Genomic DNA, 18,815 nt, shown 5'->3' on the forward strand with positions numbered 1-18,815 from the left:
TTCCTTTGTAAAATTAAATGAGAACACTTGTTCTGTAACACTAACAGGATACTATTGATTAAGGGAGCAGAAAAAACATGACCAGAATTCCTGAGGAAGACCGTAATATCATGGAACAGGCTATTTATTTGCCAATGGTGCTAACCATTTTAAATCGCGACTCCATCGTCATTAATAAAAGCCCGTTTAAACTAAAACAGCCTTATCTTGATTTGGTTGAAGAAACAATGAAGGTCATTCAAAGTGAACTCTCTGAGGTAAAACGCTATATGAATAAACACCAGCTTAAGGTACAGGAAATAAAGAGAGATGAGGCATTTACTATGTTCATGTTCCTTTACAAAGGATATGAGGAGCATCATAATTACTTTAACCCCCGCATCCGCAATAAAGTCCAGGAGCTGATGACATATTATCTTATTAAAAAACCTATGCCCAGGCCAGGAAAAAATCTGAAGGCAAATTAATATTTGGAATAAGAAAAGCCTGCAGCTAATAATGTAATATACACACGAAAAACAGAAGCATGAAATTCCGCATGCTTCTTATTTATCCTTTCCCTTCTCTATTGGTAGGCTCCAGTTCTCTCCGAAGCATTCATTATTTTGGAACCATTCACAAAGTACAATGCCTTTCTCTCTGAATCCTCTATCCTCCTTATCAATGTCGTTTTTAGTAAAGCTGTTCTGAGCACCTGATTATTAAGCGTAGTATAAGATACTGGAATAATGAAGCTTTGCTTATTCTTAAAAACCACTTGAGTATGTGCGTTTTCCGCTCGCTTGAAATAATTGATATGATCCAATGCAATCCAGATGCATTCAGGATTGTTTGGAGAAGCCGTCGGGAAAAAATAAATGAAATTTGTGGGGTCTATCGTTATTGGAGCTTTATGGGTAATGCCGGTTAATTGGCGTGTACCCTCTTTTCTGCCTTCATAGCTTGATCCAAAATATTTGCAGCTGCTTTTAATTATATCGATCGGCTTAAAAGGGGAAGTCACCTCATCATCAAGCTCCCAGATTTGCGAATAAACTTTCAGCCCATAAGCGAGGGGTTTGATAATCATTGTATTTGGATTGACTTCATACTCCTCGATCATTTGGGTATTATGGCTCATATGTTTTCATCTCCTATCTATTTTCGCTCTCGCTTTTCCATATTAACACCAATTTATCTAAAAATTACTAATTTATTTAATAGTTTCTAATTTGTTCACAATTTCGACATTCTGAAAATATTTTCTTAAAATTTAAAAAACTTAGTTGAATATTTAGAGGCAATTCCATATAATATTAAAAAGCTCAGGGGTGATTTCCATGAAGGAAAAATCATACACCGAATTGATGAAAACCAGTGGGATAAAACGGAAAAACCATAAGGATTCTTTTGTTCTTGACCTTTATATTGATATGCTTGTTACCGAGATTCTGCTGAATACTGAAAAAGAAAAGCTGATGAATAAAATAGACGCAGCAATTGATGAAAGAAATAAACCGTCATTTATGCATTTATCAAAGCAGTACAAAGAACTTTCCAAACGTTTTGGCACTTAGTAAACCAGTTTGCCCCCGCCAATCGGCGGGGTATTTTATTTTTAATAAGGCAGGAGAAAATTATTGGACAGCAGGCATTTATTTTTAATGGGCGGAAGCCCTCCATTCGGGCAAAGGCTTGGAAAAAAGTTTACGGAGCTGGCTTGTGGAGCGGCTGGCAAAATAGCTATACTCTTTTTGGAAAGGGAAGGCTGGGAAGGCTATATGAATAAGTATACTTCCGGCTTAACTCAAAATGGCGCAAGGAATTTCTGTTATCTGCCTCTTTCCCCTGCACCACCAGAATCTTTTCTTCAAGAATTGGTGTCCTGTACCGGGGTCATCATTGGAGGCGGTGAAACGGAAAAATACAGAAGTTATATTGTTGATACTGAAGTGGGAGAATACATTGGCAAGATGTACAAGAACGGTATTCCTGTAGCAGTTTTTTCGGCAGGTGCCCTAATTATCCCGGAGCATTGCATAATTCCCCCTATTGATACATCTGAAAAACAGCATCTCTTTCTGAAAGGTATCGGGTTAATCAGGGATTGTGTCATTAGTGTCCATTTCACTAAATGGAATGAAGGGGAAAATTTAAAGAGGGCAGCGGGGAAAACCAATGTCACGGCTGGTTATGGAATTGATGATGATGCAGGCATTTATTTTTATAATGAAATTCAGACTGATAGTGAAGGCGGCATACATATTTATAAGAATGAAATATAAAAAAGCAAGCCACATGGCCTGCTTTTTTCTCATATTATTGTCAAATCAGTCTGCCGCCTGCTTCCGTTCTTTTTGCCTCTGTTCCATTTCAAATTCTTCGAGCATGGAAATACGCTCCAGCATGGTTGGATGTCCATACCGGAATATTTTTACGAGAAGCGGCGGATTAACCTGGCTTAAACCGGCACGTGTCAGCTCCTGAAATGTTTCTATTGCTGCTTTTGAGTCCGTCGTCATTTCGATGGCATAGCGGTCTGCCCTTGTTTCCTGATACCGTGAAACAAAATTGGATAGAGGACTTGAAATAAAAAGCAGCATCGAAAGAATCATCAAAAACAGCGGCAGGGACCGAATATCATTTACCGCAGGAATTTTAAGCGCCCGTCCCCATTTATCGACTGCTTTCTCCATTATTTTGGCTGTCAAATAAAGGCCCAGCAGGGAAAGCAGCAAGTAACCGCCAATTCCGATATATATATGCTTTTCCACGTAATGGGCCATTTCATGTGCCATTATAAACAGGATCTGATCTTCAGTTAATTTATTCAGGGTTGTGTCCCATAGAACAATTCTTGAATTTGATCCGATACCAGTCACATATGCATTCAGCGCATTTGTTTTCTCTGCCATATCGACTTCAAAGACATGTTCCGCCGGTATTTTAGCCTGATTTGCCAAATCCAGAATTTTCGTTTCAAGTTCCTTGTTTTTCAAAGGATAGAAATCATTATAAAGAGGGTCAATGACAACAGGCTGCAGGAACATCATAAATAAGGTAAATGGAACAGACAATAACCAGGCATAAAGCCACCATCTCTTCCTGCTCTTATTAATCAGCCAGTACAATACAGACACTATGAGAACCATCATTCCATAATTAACCCAAAAATCAATGAGTTCATCCTTCATCCATCCGCTGAAGCTCTGTGTCGAGATATTATACGTTTTTGAAAGTGAAAAGCTGATATAGCTTAATGGCATAGTAGCAATAAACGCGAAAAAAGAAAGCCAAATCAAATAAATCGCCGTTTGCAGGAATTTATAAGGTGCAGTCTGTTCAGCCCACTTCTTAAAAGCCTTCGATAAGCCAAATAAGAGAATGAATAAATAGAAAATCCATTCAAAAGGTGTAGAAATAAAAAACAGCAGGTTTCTTATTTTAGAATATTCCTCACTGAGCATCAGTTCCCTGCCGTTCAGGAAAGTTGCCGGATCTGCCCGTGAGCCTTCATACTCAAAGGGCAGACTGCTGTCAGCAAAATAGAATAAATACCAATAAAAAAATAAACCGTATACAAAAAAGGCCAGCGCCCCGTAAAAGCCTAATTTCCGCGCCATCTGATCCCCCCTTATGGTACAACCTTTCTATATTTAGTTTAGTATAAAAATCTGGAATTAGAACTATTTTGATGGGACAATCCAAGTTATTAGCCTTTCACAGGAGTTCTATTGAAAAAGCCGGTTCTAGAAGGAACCGGCTAAAGAACATCAATAATAATCTTTTCTAAAATAAGAAAGAATATACAGATAACACAGCAATCGATCCTAATACAACAACAATCACATTTGCACCTAAAAAGGCTGCTAGAAAAGCAGCAGCTGCCCCGAGCAGCCCAAACCAAATATCTTCATTTATAAACAGGATGCCTGGAAAAATAAGTGCCCCTAAGGTCGCATACGGCACATTCTTTAATATCCCCTGAACGAACCCGGGAAGCTCCTTCCCCTTAAAAAGCACAAAAGGCAGCAGTCTTGGGATATACGTAACTGCTGCCATCCCAACAATCATCCACACGATATGGCTACTCATGCCCCTGCCCCCTGTGCCTGTTTTTTGCATTTTCAATCCATTCTACTATTACAGCTGACAAAAGCGTGGCCAGCACAATTGCCCAGCCAGTCGATAGCGTATTAGTCAAAGTGAAAATTGTGTTAAAACACGCTGCCAGTGCCGCAAGAAAAACAACTTTTGCACTCTTTTTCATAGACGGAACGAGAAGGCCGACAAACATGGCATAAAGAGCAACAGACATGCTTTCCTGCAAGGTTTGCGGAAGGCTCCCACCAATTAGGTGCCCAAGCCCTGAGCAAAAGACCCAGCTTAAATAGGAAACCGAGATAAGCCCAAGCATATAACCGCTTGTTACCTTTTCTTCACGTACTGCTGCAACTGAGAAAGTTTCGTCCGTAATCCCAAAAGATAAAATTACCTTGTTAGCAGCCTGTTCATCATCCCACTTTTCATTAAGAGAGGTTGACATTAAGAAGTGCCTGATATTCACGATAAAAGTTGTCAAAACAATTTCAAATATGCCCGTTCCCAATGAAAGAAGGCTCAGGGATATGTACTGTGCTGCCCCTGCAAATACGAGCAAACTCATTAAAGCTGTTTCACCAATTGAAAGACCAGTTGTTTTGGCGAGCAGCCCAAATGTTAAAGCGATGGGTGCATATCCTATCGCGATGCTGATTCCCGACTGCACCCCTTTCCTATACTCCCCGGAAGGCTTGCCGACTGCAAGTTCTGCCATAATGCTCACCGCCTTAAAAAATATAATACCAGCCTGAAAATTATACTATAATAGACTTAATATTAAAGCATGATGCGCTGGTATAGTATATTATACATTCGTGCGTTATATTACACAATAAACCTGGAGGATATAATGGAGAATATTCAAAAAAGTATTGGGGAAAACCTAAGGAATATTCGAAAAACAAGAGGATACAGCCTGGATGCAGCGGCAGAAATAACCGGGGTCAGCAAGGCGATGCTGGGACAGATTGAGCGGGGGGAATCCAACCCGACTGTCACCACGCTTTGGAAAATCGCGAGCGGCCTTCAAGTTTCATTTTCCTCACTTATTCATGAGGAACCATCAGATGTCCAACTCATAGAATTGAAGACTCTAACTCCAATAATGGAGAGCATGGGCGATTACAGGGTTTATCCCGTGTTCCCTTTTGACCCCCGCAAGAAATTCGAGATCTTCACAGTCGAAATTGAATCGGGCTGCCAGCATACATCTGATAAACATAATGAGGGTGTTGAAGAATATATCACTGTCATGTCCGGAACTCTTGAAATAGAGATCGGAGACCAGCGAATCACTGTCCGCTCCGGCAATTCAATAAAATTCTCAGCAAATAAAGCGCATACGTATAAAAATATCGGAGCCGAACTGATTCGCTACCAGGCAGTCATGTATTATCCATGAAAAAGTTGGCATATCGCTTCGGGCGGTATGTTTTTTTACTGGAATATTTCCAAAACAAACAAGCCGGACAAAGCCAAAAGCCTTTTGTCCGGTCTCCCTTTAGATTAATACAGCCTTGTCACTGCTCATTTTCTCTCCACGGATTTTTTGGAATTCTTCAAGCAGTTTTTCGACGGTCAAATCTTTCTTTTGGTCTTCATTTGTTTCAAAAATGATCTGGCCCTTGTCCATCATGATCAGCCTATTTCCCAGGTCAAGTGCCTGCTGCATATTGTGGGTCACCATTAATGTAGTAAGTTTATATGTTTCCACAATCTCTTTCGTAAGGCTGGTAATCAATTCTGCACGAGCCGGGTCCAAGGCAGCGGTATGTTCGTCTAAAAGCAATATTTTAGGCTCTGTAAAAGTCGCCATCAACAGGGATAATGCCTGCCTCTCCCCGCCTGACAGCAGTCCAACTTTTGCTGAAAGCCTGTTTTCCAATCCAAGATGCAGCATTTCCAGCTTTTCCTGGAAAAAGTCGCGTCGTTTCTTGGAAACTCCTTTGCGAAGGCCACGTGCCATAGTTCTCGAATAAGCAATGGCAAGATTTTCTTCTATGGTCATGGAAGGGGCTGTTCCTGCCATCGGATCCTGGAAGACACGTCCGATCAGCCTGGATCTTTTATGTTCTTTCACAAGAGTGACATCAGTGCCATCAACCAGCACTTCTCCTATATCAGGAATCAATTTGCCGGAAATCATATTCATAAGAGTAGATTTTCCCGCTCCATTACTGCCAATAACCGTCATGAAGTCGCCTGGCTTTAAATGAAGATCGATTCTGTGAAGTGCTGTTTTTTCGTCTGGAGTTCCCTCATTAAACACTTTATGAATCTGATTTAATTGCAGCAAGATGTTCACCACTTTTCCCGTAGGCATTAGTTTTTTTCGCTTCCGCTAATCTCCGCCGCTTTCTCTGCTTTTCTTTTTGCTGCTGAATAAGCTTTGGCAGAATCAGCGCACCAATCACGATTACTGCTGTGATTAGCTTCATATCTCCTGTTTCAAGAAATTCAACTCTCAATGCAAGAGTGACTATAATACGATATAAAATGGCTCCTCCAATGACAGCCAGTGTTGCTCGGACAATAGTTTTTGCGCCAAAGATTGCTTCTCCAATGATTACGGATGCAAGTCCTATGATAATCATCCCGATTCCCATTCCGACGTCACTGAATCCGTTATACTGTGCCACTAATGCTCCAGAAAAAGCTACAAGTGCATTTGAAATGCCCAAGCCAGCTATCTTCAGGATATCTGTATCAGCTGAAAAGCTTCGGATCATCGTCTCATTGTCGCCTGTTGCACGTATAGCCAGACCAATATCTGTCTTTAAGAAAAGATCAATCAATACTTTCGCAGCAAAGGCTAATATTAGCATTAAAATCAGAATCCCCCAGGTCTTTGGGATGAAACCCATTCCCAATGCCCCAAACAGGCTTTGAATAGCCTGATCAATCCCAAGTCCCTGCCAGAATGCTGTAAGCTTTGTGATAGCCGTTTCCTCAGACAGCAGTGGAACATTTGACTTGCCCATAATCCGGAGATTGATAGAGTACAATGCGATCATCATTAATATTCCGGACAAGAGGGCATTAATTTTTCCTTTTGTATGAAGAAGGCCTGTAAGGCAGCCTGCTGCAAACCCCGCAAGCAATGCTGTCATTGTTGCCAAAAATGGATTGTATCCTCCTACTATCATGACAGCTGCTACAGATGCGCCCGTTACAAAGCTTCCATCCACCGTCAGATCGGGAAAATCCAGTATTCTGAATGATAGGTAAACCCCCAATGCCATTAAGGCATAAATTGCTCCTGCCTCAATGGAACCAAAGATCGCTGTTGGCATAGTAATCTCCCTTTCTATTAGAAAAGCGCAAACGCTGGTGGGTTATTTACAGGTATTACTCCACAAACTCAGCAAGATCGCTCCATTCCTCTTTTAAGTCAATGCCCATTTCTTCTGCAGCCTTTTTATTGATTACCAGCTTTAGATTCTGCGGATATTGGACAGGAAGTTCGGATGGCTTCTTGCCGTCTTTTAAAATTTTTGCAGCCATTTCCCCAGCTTCATATCCGATATCTTCATAGTCAAATCCGTAAGCAGCAAAGCCCCCGCGTTTAACAGAGTCCAGTTCTCCCACGAAAAGCGGGATGTCATTGTCGTTTGAAACCTGAATGACAGATTCCAAAGCGGAAACAACAGTATTATCCGTAATAATATAGATGGCATCAGCTTTTCCGACAAGAGATTCTGCAGCCTGTTTCACTTCGGAAGAATTGGATACGGTTGCTTCAGCCAATTTCATATCTGTACTTGAAAGAGCTTCCCTCACCTTTTCAATCTGCACCTCTGAATTTTGTTCTCCAGAATTGTAAATAACACCCACTGTGCCTGCCTCAAACTGTTCATTTATAAATTTAACCATGTTGGGTATCGCATCAGGATGCGTATCTGTTGTACCTGTTATATTTCCTTCAGGAGAATCCATTGATTTTACTAATTGCGCACCCACTGGATCGGTTACTGAAGTAAATACAATTGGTATATCCTTTGTTGCATTCAGTGCACTTAATGCACTGGGGGTAGAGTTGGCAAAGATCAGGTCTACTCCATCTCCGGCAAAATTATTGGCAATGGATTGATTATTATTCTGGTCCCCTTGTGCAATCTGAACATCGTAGCTTGCTTCAATACCAGAATCCTCCAATGCCTTCTTAAAGCCCTCGAGTGCCGCATCTAACGAGGGATGCTCGACAATCTGCGTAACTCCTATATTAAATGATTCTTCCTTTTCTTTATCAGAAGAGCCTGCATCTCCATTTGTACTTTCACTCCCGCAGCCGCTTAGAAGCAAAGTTCCCATAAGACCTGCAGCAGCTATTGCTTTAAATGATTTTATTCTCTCTAACATACTAGATGATCCCCCTTTTATCTCTATCTTTTCACTTCAGCACTTTTATGCTTTTATGCTTTTATTCACTAAATTATATAGTTAATAGCGACACTATTCAAGATATTTTTTAATAATTTTCTAAAAATTTATTATTTTAATAGAAAGGACACAGCCAAATATTGCCGTGTCCCATTACCCGCTTATTCATTTTATTTCCCTTTAAACTCCGGTTTTCTTTTTTCAGCAAATGCTGCAAGAGCTTCAACTCTATCTTCTGTTGGGATAATTACTTCATATGCCTTCCTTTCAATCTGCAGCCCAGTCTGCAAATCGACACCCATGCCATGTTTTACAGCAAATTTAGCCTGCTGCAGGGCAAGCGGGCCGTTATTAAGCATTTGTCCGGCAAATTCAAAGCAATCATTTAAGAGATTATCTTTTTCAGTCACTTTTGTAAGGATGCCGTATTCAAGCGCTTTTTCAGAAGTAAGCCTTTTAGCCGTCAAAATTAATTCCAGGGCTTTGGCCTGGCCTATCAATCTTGGAAGTCTTTGAGTGCCGCCTGCCCCTGGTATTATGGCCAAACTTGTTTCTGTAAGTCCCATTAAAGTGCCTGAAACGGCGATGCGGAAATCGCAGGATAGAGCTAACTCCATCCCGCCCCCGAAGGCAAAACCGTTAATAGCAGCAATAGTAGGCTGCGGAAGCTGATCAACCAGTGAGAATACCTCACCTATTTTATATATATTTCTGCGGACTTGCTCTTCTGATAGTGTCCTGCGCTCTTTTAAGTCTGCACCAACACTGAATGCTTTTTCTCCAGCCCCTGTAAAAATCACTGCACGCACATCAGGGCTGGTGCGCAGCTTTTCAACTGATTCCTGAAGCTCCGATAAAGTATCAAAATTAAAAGCATTCAATGCATCAGGGCGGTTAATCGTTACGACCGCAATATGACCTTTTGTTTCGACTGCAATAGAACTCATATGTATCTCTCCTCTTTCAAGTACTATCTAATAATTCGATGAATTTCGTGAAAACCCTTTCAAATTTAGTCAATTTGAAATTGGAATAGAAAAGGACAGACACATCCCATGCCTGTCCATAAAAACCTATTTAGTCTGTAGAACCTGATTCTTCAATGCTCTCCTCAAAATTTTACCAGTTGTGTTCTTTGGCAGCTCTTCTAAAAACTCGATCGATGACGGCACTTTATATTTAGCCAGATGCTCAGCACAGTATGCAAGCAGCAGTTCTTCTGTCAGCTGAGGATTTTTAGTTACAACATAGCATCTCACCGCTTCACCCAGATTTGGGTCAGGCACACCCAATACAGCAACTTCAACTACATCCTCGTGATTATAGAGCACCTCTTCAACTTCCCGCGGGTACACATTATATCCGCCGACTAAAATAAGGTCCTTTTTACGGTCAACGATATAAAAATAACCTTCCTCATCCCTTTTTGCGAGGTCTCCTGTATAAAGCCAGCCATCGCGAATAGTTGCCGCGGTTTCTTCCGGCAGCTTGTAGTAGCCTTTCATCACGTTGGGCCCGCGCACAATCAGTTCACCTACTTCGCCAACGGAAACTTCCTCTCCCAGTTCATTTACGACCTTATTCTCAACGTTCATAATGGATTGCCCGATTGAGCCTGCTTTCCGCGGCTTATCAAGCGGATTGAAGCAGGTAACCGGAGAAGCTTCTGAAAGACCATATCCTTCTGAGACAATGACATTGAATTTTTTTTCAAAGCCATGAAGAAGTGCAACAGGCATGGCAGCACCGCCCGAAATGCAAAGCCTTAACGATTTCAGATCTTCCGTATTTCCATCATCAAACTGAAGAAGGAAATTGTACATGGTCGGAACGCCGGCAAAAACAGTAGGTTCATATTTTTTAGCGAGTCTAAATATTTCTTTCGGGCTGAATTTTGGATCTATTAAAATAGTAGCCCCATTCATCAGCGGTGCATTGAGAGCAACCGTTAAACAGAAGACATGAAACATAGGCAAAGTAGTGATAACCCGGTCATTTTCGTTCATGTGCAAATAGTCGCTGACATCCTTTGCATTGCAGTAGAGGTTTTTATGTGTCAGCATGGCACCCTTCGGCTTGCCTGTCGTACCGGATGTATATAGGATAACGGCTGTTTCATCATCTTTGAGCTCAGGGCCTTTAAAATCCAAATCTCCTGAAGCTATCACTTGTGTAAACGATTTCATTTTTGAGAAAGCTGATAATGCAGACGGATCCGCTTTTGAAGCCTGTCCCTGCGGGGTTTCACAAATAATAAAGTTCTCCACTCTTGGAAGAGCCTGATGCATCTTCTCAATCAAAGGCACTAACAGGTCAAGCGTAACAAGCGCTTTTACATCACCATTATTAACAATGTAGCCAATTTCATCCGGTGTATAAATTGGGTTGATCGGTATAACAGTTGCTCCAAGCCGCAGTGCTCCATGCAGGCCGATGACAAAATGCGGCGAATTCCCAAGTAAAAGAGCAATATGATCTCCTTTTTTCACTCCCAGCTTTGAGAGCCCATCCGCAAATTTAGTCACAGCACCATCAAGCTCCCCATATGTACTGGACTGGTCCATAAAATAATAGGCAGTCTTATTGCCCATTTTGATCGCCGTTTCATGCAGCTGCTCTGTTAAATTCATTTACACTCCCCCTGTAATGAATGAATAGTCATTCATTTTTATTAAATAAATTTTCTAAATATATTATATTGAAAGAAAGTTTTGTATTCAAGTAGGAAAGCGAATTGTTCACAATTTCTTTTTTATAGAGGACTGCCTTTCGCAAAACTTTATATAAATATAAGAAAAGCCGGCATAATGCCAGCTTTCCAATAAATGATCCCATTAATAAACCAGGTTGATAAATTCGGTCTTTGTCACATTTCCGAAGTAATGCTTAATGTCCACTCCTTCAAGGGCATTTTCAATCTCTGACTTTTCATAGCGAATTCCTGTAAGCTTGCTTTCAATTTCGCTTACATCTCCAACCCCAAAGAAGTCTCCGTAAATTTTACATTCCTCAATTTTCCCTTTTGTGACGTTAAGTCTAATATCAATTTGCCCCACTGGGAAACGATGCGAGTGCTGAAGATCAAATTTGGGTGATTTTCCATAATTCCAATCCCAGTTTTGATAGCGCTCCTTGGACAGCAGATGAATTTTTCCCCAATCATCATTCGTAAGCCTGTACTCTGCAATTTCATCTAAATCACCAAAAATATTCTTAAGCAGCAAAGTGCGAAATTCTTGAATTGTGATTTTTTTATCCAGGAACTCTGAGATATTAGCAACACGGCTTCGAATAGACTTAATGCCTTTCGATTCAATTTTATCTTTCTTTACCTTTAATGCCGAAACGACATTTTCTATTTCGGAATCAAACAAGAGGGTACCATGGCTAAACATTCTGCCTTTGGTAGAAAACTGGGCATTCCCGGATATCTTTCTGCCTTCTGCCATCAGGTCATTTCGCCCGCTCAATTCAGCATTAACACCAAGCTTCTGCAAAGCTTCTACAACCGGCTCGGTAAACTTTTGGAAGTTGTGGAAGCTTTCTCCATCATCTTTTGTGATAAAGCTGAAGTTGAGATTGCCTAAATCATGATAAACAGCCCCGCCGCCAGAAAGCCTTCTGACCACATGGATACCATTGTTCTCGACATATTCAGTATTAATCTCTTCAACTGTATTCTGGTTTTTTCCAATAATAATGGAAGGTTCATTAATATAAAAAAGCAAATAGGTTTCTTCAATATCAAGATTCTTTAGTGCATATTCCTCAATAGCAAGGTTAATTCTGGGATCTGTGATTCCCTGGTTGTCAATAAAAAGCATCTGTTTTCCTCCTCAAAAAGTATGGGACCATTGATAATCCGCAATAGAAATAGGACCGGTATATTTTGTTGAAGCCTCTTCCTTCAGCTTTCGCAGTTCACCATAATGAGGCAAATGAGTCAGCAGCAAATTTTTCACCTTTGCTTTGCTGGCCAATGTTCCAGCATCCAAGCTTGTCATATGCCCAGCATTTTTTCCATTTTGATGACCGTAAAAATTGCATTCGCAAACTAATAAATCAGCATTTTCGCTAAATGCTGCCAGCTCTTCTTTATATGACGTATCAGCCATATAAATAAGCGTTTTGCCGTCTGCTTCAATTCTCATTGCATAGCAAGGCACAGGGTGATTAGTCTTTAAAAAGCGAATTTGAAACGGCCCTGCAAAGAGAGTGCCATCAGGATCATAGCAGACTCCTTTTGTGATATCCTTGTATGTAAATTTGGCAAATTCATACTGATCAAGAGAATGACCATAGATCGGGAGGGTATCTGTTTTCCTGCCTAAAAAACTCTGAATGAGCCTGGCATGCTGCAGAACCCCTATATCCGCAATGTGATCTGGATGGTAATGCGAGATAATCACTGCATCCAATTCTTCTGGCTGAAAAAAATTCTGCATTTTTGAAAGTACGCCGCTTCCGCAGTCGATCAGCAAATGAAACCCATCATGCTCCAGCAAATACCCTGAACTCGCCCCATCAGCTTTAGGATAACCGCCCCAGCTCCCAATTACAGTTAACTTCATCACGTTTCCTCCTTATTAATAAAGCGTAAGTTCCTACGCTATGACTGATAACCAAACTCTCAGGGAAAGGCCCATCTTTACTATGTCCAATATACTCGATTATGCCTATTTTTTCACTTTTTTAATATTGTATTGAAACAGATGTTGACACAAAGATACTGTTATAATACAATCGACTTAAATAATCAAATTATTTAGAACAATATCACAAATTATCTCAAATTAGGAGGCTTCAACATGATTCAAAACATTATGGAGTTTTTCAGAAACCTGCCGGCAAAACAATGTTCAGAATGCGGGAAGTCGATCGACGAGCAGCATGAATGCTACGGAAACAAGTGTGATAAATGCATGGGAATAACAGATTTATAGAATAATATATTAAAAGCCAGCCCTGTGGGCTGGCTTTGTTTTTTGCTTATAATCAATCAGCCTTCCCTGCAGCAGCTGCAAATCTTTTCTTGTGCATTGCAGTAAAGTAAACAAAAGTTCCTGCAATGAACAGGGCAGCGAAACTCAATAGAATGACTGCATTCTCCCACATGAAATCAAAATTCCCGCTAGAAATGACAGCCTTTAGTCCGGAAACGGAATAGGTCATAGGCAAGTATGAACTGATTGGCTGAAGTGCATTAGGAATCAGCTCAAGCGGGAAAGTACCAGCACTTGTTGTCAGCTGGAGAATTAATATGATAATTGCAGCAAACCTGCCAGGATCACCCATTACGGTGACAAAAAATTGAATAAGCGCGATGAACGTAATGCTGGTTATGATGGTAAACAGAAGAAACAAAGGTACACTCTTCACTTCCAGGCCAAGTCCCAGCAATAGAATCAAGGCTGCAATGAGACCCTGAATAATGCCTATTCCAGCAAGAATCCCAAACTTGCTTGCAAACCAGCTAAATCCTGACCGTGGAACACCAGCCGGTTCACGAAGCGGGAATACAATAGAAAGAAGCAGAGCACCTACGAAAAGGCCAAGAGACAGAAAATAAGGCGCGAACCCAGTACCATAGTTAGGAACTTCTGTTATCTTCTCGTTATCTATTTCTACCGGATTTGCCATCATATTATAAGTTTTATCGCTGGCATTTACAGATGAGGCATTTTCAGCGCCATCCGCTAATTTATTTGCTAACTCAGCAGATCCTTCATAGATTTGTGCATTACCTTCGGCTACTTTGCCTGCGCCATCTTCAAGCTGCTTTGTGCCATCTGCAAATGCAGCTGAACCTTGGGTCAGTTTGCCAAGACCTCCTGACAAATCTGCTGCACCGCCTGCTAGCCTGTCTGCTCCGGCTTGGGCTTCACCAAATTTCTGAGCAAATGTTTCCATTCCAGCACCGAAATCTTTATGTCCCTGTACAAGCTGCTGAGAACCAGTTTCCAGATCGGATGCCCCTTGGGCAAGCTGATTTATTCCCTGCTGGAGCTGCAGCTGTCCTTCATTTAGCTGCCCCATTTTTTGGGATAATTCGGCTCCTCCCGCAGATAGTTTACCAGCTGACTCAGCAAGCTGGGCTGATCCAGCCTTCAGCTGGGCAAGCACAGTCTGAAGCTCAGCTTTTTCAGGAGATCCATCAGGAAGCTGCGATATAAAGCCCTGCAGCTTTTGCTCTAAAAGAGCAGTGCCTCCACTGAGTTTTTGTGCCTCCGTTTGCCATTGTTCCAGAGATGAAGATAAGGTTTTCGCTCCATTTTCCACCTGCTCGGTTCCATCAATCATAACAGGAAGTTTTTCCTTTATTGTAACAATCCCTGCTTTTGTTTGTGTAACACCTGCTGACAGCTTTTGACTTCCAGATTCCAGCTGATCAGAAGCTTTACTTAATTCTGATTGGCCTTCAGCTAATTTCCCTAAACCTTCTGAAAGGGATTTAGCTCCTTCTGTCATTTCTTCTGAACCTTTTCTTGCTGAGCTTACACCATTATTGAACTCAATGGATTTATCGGCTAAAAGCGCCAGCTTCTCATGCAGCGTGTCAGAACCATCCTTTAAATCTGCAGCTCCTTCACTGATTTGAAGGGCCCCATCACTTGCCTGTCCAATGCCATCTGCCAGTTCCCCTACCTTATCGAACATCGTTTCAGCATATGTTTCAGTCACTTTTTCTGACAGAGACGCTTTAATTTTTTCTACAGCTGTTCCGCCAATTTGAGCTGATAAAAAATTGTAGCTCTCATTGGGAACGTAAATCAGGTTCATTTTCTGCGGATTGTCTTCCAGGAGAGTGGTTGCATTCTTGGAAAAATCCTTAGGGATTTCAACAAGCATATAATATTGCTGATCATTTAGATCTTTATATGCTTCCTCTTTATCAACAAATTGAAAATTAAAGTCCTTGCTTTCCTTTAATTTATCAACAAGATCATCGCCCAGATGCAATTCATTATCTTCAAATGCAGCACCTGCATCCTCATTAACGATAGCAACAGGCAGATCATCTAAATGATCGTATGGATCCCAAAATGCCCAAAGAAACATTCCGCTGTATAAAATAGGAATAAACACTACTGCGATAATAGGAATCAGCAGTTTTTTGTTTTTTAAGATTGCTGAAAACTCCTTCAAGAAAAGTTTGTTTCTCACCGTAAATCCCTCCGTAATAACTTAATGACTAATTTCCCCATTCGGTCATTTCTCTGAAAAAATAGAGGACTATCTAGTTCGATAATCCTTTCATAATGTATTGTTCAAACAGCATAGCTATTTTTTCTTTTTCCAAAGGTTCATGACGCTGCTCCCAATCAAATATGAGAGCAATATAAAGCTTCAGCATCACAAAAGATGTCAGTTCCGGATCGCATTTCCGGATTTCTCCTTTTTCAATCGCTTGTGTGACTTTGTCTTTTAAATAACTTAATATCGCATCCTCTACTTTCCCAATTACATCTGTAACAGCAGGAGTTCCCATTTCCTTTGCTTCCTGGAAAAGCTTGATTGTCAGCTGATGCTTCATGCGGAATTCAAGTATTTTATACAAACCCCGATGAACATTTTTATGAAAGGGCAAAGAAGGATCAAGCGCTTCATCAGCTGCGCTTTTCATTTCCATAATGAGCGTATGGATAATTTCATCAAACAGCTCTTCTTTATTTTTAAAGAAATTATAAATAGTGCCTTTTCCAACATTTGCAAGCTTTGCAACTTGATCCATAGTGGTTGCTTTATATCCAAATAGAGAAAATGATTTAGTGGCAGCCTCAATAATTTGCTGTTTCCGATCTGCTGACATGAACTCACCTCTTTAGAAAATGACTAAATGAACAATTTGGTCATTAGTACAAAAAGAAATTTACCATACTCTAAATGAAAAAGCAAGCTGAAATGATCCAATATAAAAAGCTGTCACACACGGACAGCTTTTTGCTTGTTGCTTTGCAAGTATTCAACTGCATTTCGAACTGCCTCTTCTGCCTGATCTATGCAGTCAGGAACGCCAAGACCTTCAAATGAACTTCCTGCCAGAAAAATGCCCGGCAGCTTTTCCTGTGCCTGTTTCTTTGCCAGCCCGACGCGTTCTTTATGTCCTACAGTATACTGCGGCATTGAATCCTTCCATCTTGTTACATAAACAAAGTCCGGATTCATTTTAATATTCATTGTTTTATTTAAATCATCAAGTACAACTTTAACAATTTGGTCATCTGACAGATCCACCACTGCTTCATCACCGGCTTTGCCAACGTAACAGCGCAGAAGCACTTTTCCTTTTGGGGTCGAATGAGGCCATTTCTTATGTGTCCAGGTACATGCAGTAATGGTGTAATCACTATGGCGTGAAACAACAAAACCGGTTCCGTCAATATCCCTCTCAATCGCTTGCTCAGGAAAAGCCAGCGCTACAGTTGCCACAGAAGTGGAAGGCATGTCTTTGAACTGCCCAAAAAGTCCCCAGCCAGAGAAAATGCTGCACAGAGCATGGTGGGGAACAGCCATAACCATGCAATCTGCCTGAAGGTTTTCTCCGCCATTCATTTCAACTGTATAGCTTCTGCCAGTCTTCTTGATCGATTCAATTCGATGGCCTTTTAATACAGTTCCAGGTTCAAGCTTGCTCTCTAGGGCATCGACAAGCGATTGAAGCCCCGATTTGAAAGTAAGGAACATCCCTTCTTTGCTTTTGCGGTTTGCGGCTTGTTTCGGGTGAGAGCCTGTGGACTTTTTCATTCCCAGAATTAAACTTCTATACTTCTGCTCAACCTGATAAAACTGCGGGAAGGTGGCCATAAGGCTTAATTGATCAATATCGCCAGCATAAATGCCAGAAAGAAGCGGTTCAATCAAATTATCGACAACTTCGTCACCAAGCCTTCTCCTGAAAAAGGCACCCAGTGACTGATCATTGGAAGAAGCGGAGCGCGGCAGCACAAAATCTGCCGCAGCTCTTGCCTTCCCTGCGGGAGAGAATAAGCCGGTTGTAATAAAGGGAGCAATTTGTGTAGGAATGCCCATGATTGATCCGCCCGGCATTGGAAATAGGCGCTGTCTTACAAGAACATAGGACTTACCGGATGTATTTCTCACAAGCTCTTTTTCCAGCCCTGCTTCATTGGCAAGCCGGGACGCACTTTGTTTACGGGCCAGAAAGGAATCTGGTCCTCTTTCGATCACAAAACCGTCTCGTGTTATTGTTTGAATCTTGCCGCCAAGACGATGTGAAGCTTCTATGAGCTTTACATCCAGGGCCATTCCTTTTTCTTTGGCTTCCTTCTGCAGATAGTAAGCTGCAGCAAGACCAGTAATTCCCCCTCCGGCAACAACAACTTTCTGTCTCTCTCCCTGCACGGTAAATCGCCTTCTTTTCTAATTTTTTGCTTATCTATTCAGCAACTTAAAAATGGCATCAGACATCGCATCAATAAACTCTGGCTGTGAATTTGGCATTTCTGGACGGTAATAGCTTGCACCAAGCTCATCAGTGACAACTTTGCATTCATAGTCATTGTCGTACAGCACTTCAAGATGATCTGAAACAAAGCCGACAGGAGCATACACAAATGCCTTGTAGCTCTTGTTTTCATAAAGGTCCCTTGTCAAATCCTGCACATCAGGACCAAGCCATGGTTCAGGTGTGTTTCCTGCACTTTGCCAGCCAACGGCATAGTTTTTGACGCCAGCCTGTACGGCAATCAGGTCAGCTGTTTCCTGCAGCTGATGCGGATATGGATCCCCTGATTGCAGAATCTTTTCCGGCAAACTGTGTGCAGAAACAATTAACACAGCTGAATCTTTTTCTTCAGCAGGCATTTTATCGAATGTTTCCTTTACACGATCAGCCCAATATTTGATAAACTTAGGCTCTTTATACCAGCTTTCAACTGATTTTATAACAGGACCGCCAAGCTTTTCAGCCTCTTCTTTGGCTCTGCCGTTATATGATTTTACACTAAAGGTTGAGAAATGAGGTGCAAGAACAATGCTGACAGCCTCTTCAATCCCATCCTCATGCATTTGTCTAACTGCATCTTCTACGAAAGGTTCAATATGTTTTAATCCTAAATACATTTTGAATTCATAATCGTCCTGAATTTCATTTAAATGCTGTTCAAGTTTTTCAGCCTGATCTTTAGTAATTTCTGCAAGCGGTGATATTCCGCCAATCGCTTCATATCTGCTTCTTAAATCTTCAAGCATTTCCTCAGAAGGCTTTCTTCCCCTGCGGATATGTGTATAGTAACGCTCAATGTCTTCTTCCTTATAGGGAGTTCCATAAGCCATTACAAGTAAACCAACTGTCTTTTTACCCATGTCTTCCACCTCAAATAGTTTTGTATCCA

The 18,815-nt window shown here is 41.2% G+C and carries 20 protein-coding genes; 5 read left to right on the plus strand and 15 right to left on the minus strand.

Going from position 1 to position 18,815, the window contains the following annotated elements; all coding sequences use genetic code 11:
* Window positions 1-77 precede the first annotated feature (77 nt).
* Window positions 78-467, plus strand: coding sequence for a hypothetical protein (locus MKY20_RS23495; protein ID WP_009331313.1), 390 nt, complete (start codon window positions 78-80; stop codon window positions 465-467).
* 98 nt (window positions 468-565) lie between these two features.
* On the opposite strand, the gene MKY20_RS23500 is transcribed toward MKY20_RS23495, so the two are convergent.
* Window positions 566-1,120: a competence protein ComK gene (locus MKY20_RS23500; RefSeq protein ID WP_019381444.1), complete on the minus strand. Its 555-nt coding sequence runs from the start codon at window positions 1,118-1,120 to the stop codon at window positions 566-568.
* Between the two features lie 199 nt (window positions 1,121-1,319).
* Here MKY20_RS23500 and MKY20_RS23505 point away from each other — a divergent pair, with 199 nt between their 5' ends.
* Both MKY20_RS23505 and MKY20_RS23510 read left to right on the plus strand, forming a co-directional pair.
* Complete coding sequence (locus tag MKY20_RS23505) at window positions 1,320-1,556, plus strand: IDEAL domain-containing protein (RefSeq protein ID WP_009331381.1); 237 nt, start codon at window positions 1,320-1,322, stop codon at window positions 1,554-1,556.
* A 63-nt stretch (window positions 1,557-1,619) separates the two neighbouring features.
* Window positions 1,620-2,264 carry a Type 1 glutamine amidotransferase-like domain-containing protein gene (locus MKY20_RS23510; RefSeq protein WP_251266744.1) on the plus strand — a complete coding sequence of 215 codons (645 nt, stop codon included), beginning with the start codon at window positions 1,620-1,622 and terminating at the stop codon, window positions 2,262-2,264.
* Between the two features lie 45 nt (window positions 2,265-2,309).
* Here the strand turns inward: MKY20_RS23510 and MKY20_RS23515 are convergent, their stop codons facing one another.
* The 3 genes from MKY20_RS23515 to MKY20_RS23525 all read right to left on the minus strand — a co-directional run bounded on the left by MKY20_RS23515 (window position 2,310) and on the right by MKY20_RS23525 (window position 4,795).
* Window positions 2,310-3,602, minus strand: a complete 1,293-nt coding sequence (locus MKY20_RS23515) for a M48 family metallopeptidase (RefSeq protein WP_009331383.1) — start codon at window positions 3,600-3,602, stop codon at window positions 2,310-2,312.
* A gap of 166 nt (window positions 3,603-3,768) precedes the next feature.
* Window positions 3,769-4,074 (minus strand): AzlD domain-containing protein, encoded by a 306-nt coding sequence (locus MKY20_RS23520; RefSeq protein ID WP_009331384.1) that lies wholly within the window; start codon window positions 4,072-4,074, stop codon window positions 3,769-3,771.
* Window positions 4,067-4,795: an AzlC family ABC transporter permease gene (locus tag MKY20_RS23525; protein WP_217026618.1), complete on the minus strand. Its 729-nt coding sequence runs from the start codon at window positions 4,793-4,795 to the stop codon at window positions 4,067-4,069. Before MKY20_RS23525 ends, MKY20_RS23520 begins: the two co-directional genes overlap by 8 nt.
* A 135-nt stretch (window positions 4,796-4,930) precedes the next feature.
* On the opposite strand from MKY20_RS23525, the gene MKY20_RS23530 reads away from it, so the two are divergent.
* The gene (locus MKY20_RS23530) at window positions 4,931-5,482 is read left to right on the plus strand and encodes a helix-turn-helix domain-containing protein (RefSeq protein WP_009331386.1); all 552 of its coding nucleotides are present in this window, start codon (window positions 4,931-4,933) and stop codon (window positions 5,480-5,482) included.
* Between the two features lie 99 nt (window positions 5,483-5,581).
* On the opposite strand, the gene MKY20_RS23535 is transcribed toward MKY20_RS23530, so the two are convergent.
* The 7 genes from MKY20_RS23535 to MKY20_RS23565 form a co-directional block, all read right to left on the minus strand.
* On the minus strand, window positions 5,582-6,376 hold the full coding sequence (locus tag MKY20_RS23535) for an ABC transporter ATP-binding protein (RefSeq protein ID WP_019381441.1): 795 nt from the start codon (window positions 6,374-6,376) through the stop codon (window positions 5,582-5,584).
* Complete coding sequence (locus MKY20_RS23540) at window positions 6,351-7,373, minus strand: ABC transporter permease (protein ID WP_009331388.1); 1,023 nt, start codon at window positions 7,371-7,373, stop codon at window positions 6,351-6,353. Before MKY20_RS23540 ends, MKY20_RS23535 begins: the two co-directional genes overlap by 26 nt.
* Before the next feature lie 55 nt (window positions 7,374-7,428).
* Window positions 7,429-8,439, minus strand: a complete 1,011-nt coding sequence (locus MKY20_RS23545; protein ID WP_192908333.1) for an ABC transporter substrate-binding protein — start codon at window positions 8,437-8,439, stop codon at window positions 7,429-7,431.
* Between the two features lie 191 nt (window positions 8,440-8,630).
* Window positions 8,631-9,407 carry an enoyl-CoA hydratase-related protein gene (locus MKY20_RS23550; RefSeq protein WP_009331393.1) on the minus strand — a complete coding sequence of 259 codons (777 nt, stop codon included), beginning with the start codon at window positions 9,405-9,407 and terminating at the stop codon, window positions 8,631-8,633.
* 126 nt (window positions 9,408-9,533) lie between these two features.
* Complete coding sequence (locus MKY20_RS23555) at window positions 9,534-11,090, minus strand: fatty acid--CoA ligase family protein (protein WP_192908332.1); 1,557 nt, start codon at window positions 11,088-11,090, stop codon at window positions 9,534-9,536.
* 204 nt (window positions 11,091-11,294) lie between these two features.
* A complete protein-coding gene (locus MKY20_RS23560; RefSeq protein WP_341003171.1) occupies window positions 11,295-12,284 on the minus strand; it encodes a lipoate--protein ligase in 990 nt (329 codons plus the stop codon).
* Window positions 12,285-12,296: 12 nt separating this feature from the next.
* The gene (locus MKY20_RS23565) at window positions 12,297-13,031 is read right to left on the minus strand and encodes an MBL fold metallo-hydrolase (RefSeq protein WP_341003172.1); all 735 of its coding nucleotides are present in this window, start codon (window positions 13,029-13,031) and stop codon (window positions 12,297-12,299) included.
* A gap of 237 nt (window positions 13,032-13,268) precedes the next feature.
* On the opposite strand from MKY20_RS23565, the gene yhfH reads away from it, so the two are divergent.
* On the plus strand, window positions 13,269-13,403 hold the full coding sequence (yhfH, locus tag MKY20_RS23570) for a protein YhfH (protein WP_251174426.1): 135 nt from the start codon (window positions 13,269-13,271) through the stop codon (window positions 13,401-13,403).
* Between the two features lie 52 nt (window positions 13,404-13,455).
* On the opposite strand, the gene MKY20_RS23575 is transcribed toward yhfH, so the two are convergent.
* The 4 genes from MKY20_RS23575 to hemH form a co-directional block, all read right to left on the minus strand.
* Window positions 13,456-15,624, minus strand: a complete 2,169-nt coding sequence (locus MKY20_RS23575) for a YhgE/Pip domain-containing protein (RefSeq protein WP_341003175.1) — start codon at window positions 15,622-15,624, stop codon at window positions 13,456-13,458.
* Between the two features lie 73 nt (window positions 15,625-15,697).
* Window positions 15,698-16,270 carry a TetR/AcrR family transcriptional regulator gene (locus MKY20_RS23580; RefSeq protein WP_009331405.1) on the minus strand — a complete coding sequence of 191 codons (573 nt, stop codon included), beginning with the start codon at window positions 16,268-16,270 and terminating at the stop codon, window positions 15,698-15,700.
* A gap of 113 nt (window positions 16,271-16,383) precedes the next feature.
* Window positions 16,384-17,823: a protoporphyrinogen oxidase gene (hemY, locus tag MKY20_RS23585; RefSeq protein ID WP_217026621.1), complete on the minus strand. Its 1,440-nt coding sequence runs from the start codon at window positions 17,821-17,823 to the stop codon at window positions 16,384-16,386.
* Between the two features lie 30 nt (window positions 17,824-17,853).
* Window positions 17,854-18,786, minus strand: a complete 933-nt coding sequence (gene hemH, locus MKY20_RS23590) for a ferrochelatase (protein WP_009331409.1) — start codon at window positions 18,784-18,786, stop codon at window positions 17,854-17,856.
* Window positions 18,787-18,815: the final 29 nt, after the last annotated feature.

Source organism: Cytobacillus sp. FSL W8-0315 (genome assembly GCF_038002905.1).
Classification (GTDB): Bacteria; Bacillota; Bacilli; order Bacillales; family Cytobacillaceae; genus Cytobacillus; species Cytobacillus pseudoceanisediminis.

Coding starts and splice junctions, on each gene's coding strand:
- MKY20_RS23495 (WP_009331313.1), top strand. CDS start 78: ATGACCAGAATTCCTGAGGAAGACCGTAATATCATGGAACAGGCTATT.
- MKY20_RS23500 (WP_019381444.1), bottom strand. CDS start 1,120: ATGAGCCATAATACCCAAATGATCGAGGAGTATGAAGTCAATCCAAAT.
- MKY20_RS23505 (WP_009331381.1), top strand. CDS start 1,320: ATGAAGGAAAAATCATACACCGAATTGATGAAAACCAGTGGGATAAAA.
- MKY20_RS23515 (WP_009331383.1), bottom strand. CDS start 3,602: ATGGCGCGGAAATTAGGCTTTTACGGGGCGCTGGCCTTTTTTGTATAC.
- MKY20_RS23520 (WP_009331384.1), bottom strand. CDS start 4,074: ATGAGTAGCCATATCGTGTGGATGATTGTTGGGATGGCAGCAGTTACG.
- MKY20_RS23525 (WP_217026618.1), bottom strand. CDS start 4,795: ATGGCAGAACTTGCAGTCGGCAAGCCTTCCGGGGAGTATAGGAAAGGG.
- MKY20_RS23530 (WP_009331386.1), top strand. CDS start 4,931: ATGGAGAATATTCAAAAAAGTATTGGGGAAAACCTAAGGAATATTCGA.
- MKY20_RS23540 (WP_009331388.1), bottom strand. CDS start 7,373: ATGCCAACAGCGATCTTTGGTTCCATTGAGGCAGGAGCAATTTATGCC.
- MKY20_RS23545 (WP_192908333.1), bottom strand. CDS start 8,439: ATGTTAGAGAGAATAAAATCATTTAAAGCAATAGCTGCTGCAGGTCTT.
- MKY20_RS23550 (WP_009331393.1), bottom strand. CDS start 9,407: ATGAGTTCTATTGCAGTCGAAACAAAAGGTCATATTGCGGTCGTAACG.
- MKY20_RS23555 (WP_192908332.1), bottom strand. CDS start 11,090: ATGAATTTAACAGAGCAGCTGCATGAAACGGCGATCAAAATGGGCAAT.
- MKY20_RS23560 (WP_341003171.1), bottom strand. CDS start 12,284: ATGCTTTTTATTGACAACCAGGGAATCACAGATCCCAGAATTAACCTT.
- MKY20_RS23565 (WP_341003172.1), bottom strand. CDS start 13,031: ATGAAGTTAACTGTAATTGGGAGCTGGGGCGGTTATCCTAAAGCTGAT.
- yhfH (WP_251174426.1), top strand. CDS start 13,269: ATGATTCAAAACATTATGGAGTTTTTCAGAAACCTGCCGGCAAAACAA.
- MKY20_RS23580 (WP_009331405.1), bottom strand. CDS start 16,270: ATGTCAGCAGATCGGAAACAGCAAATTATTGAGGCTGCCACTAAATCA.
- hemH (WP_009331409.1), bottom strand. CDS start 18,786: ATGGGTAAAAAGACAGTTGGTTTACTTGTAATGGCTTATGGAACTCCC.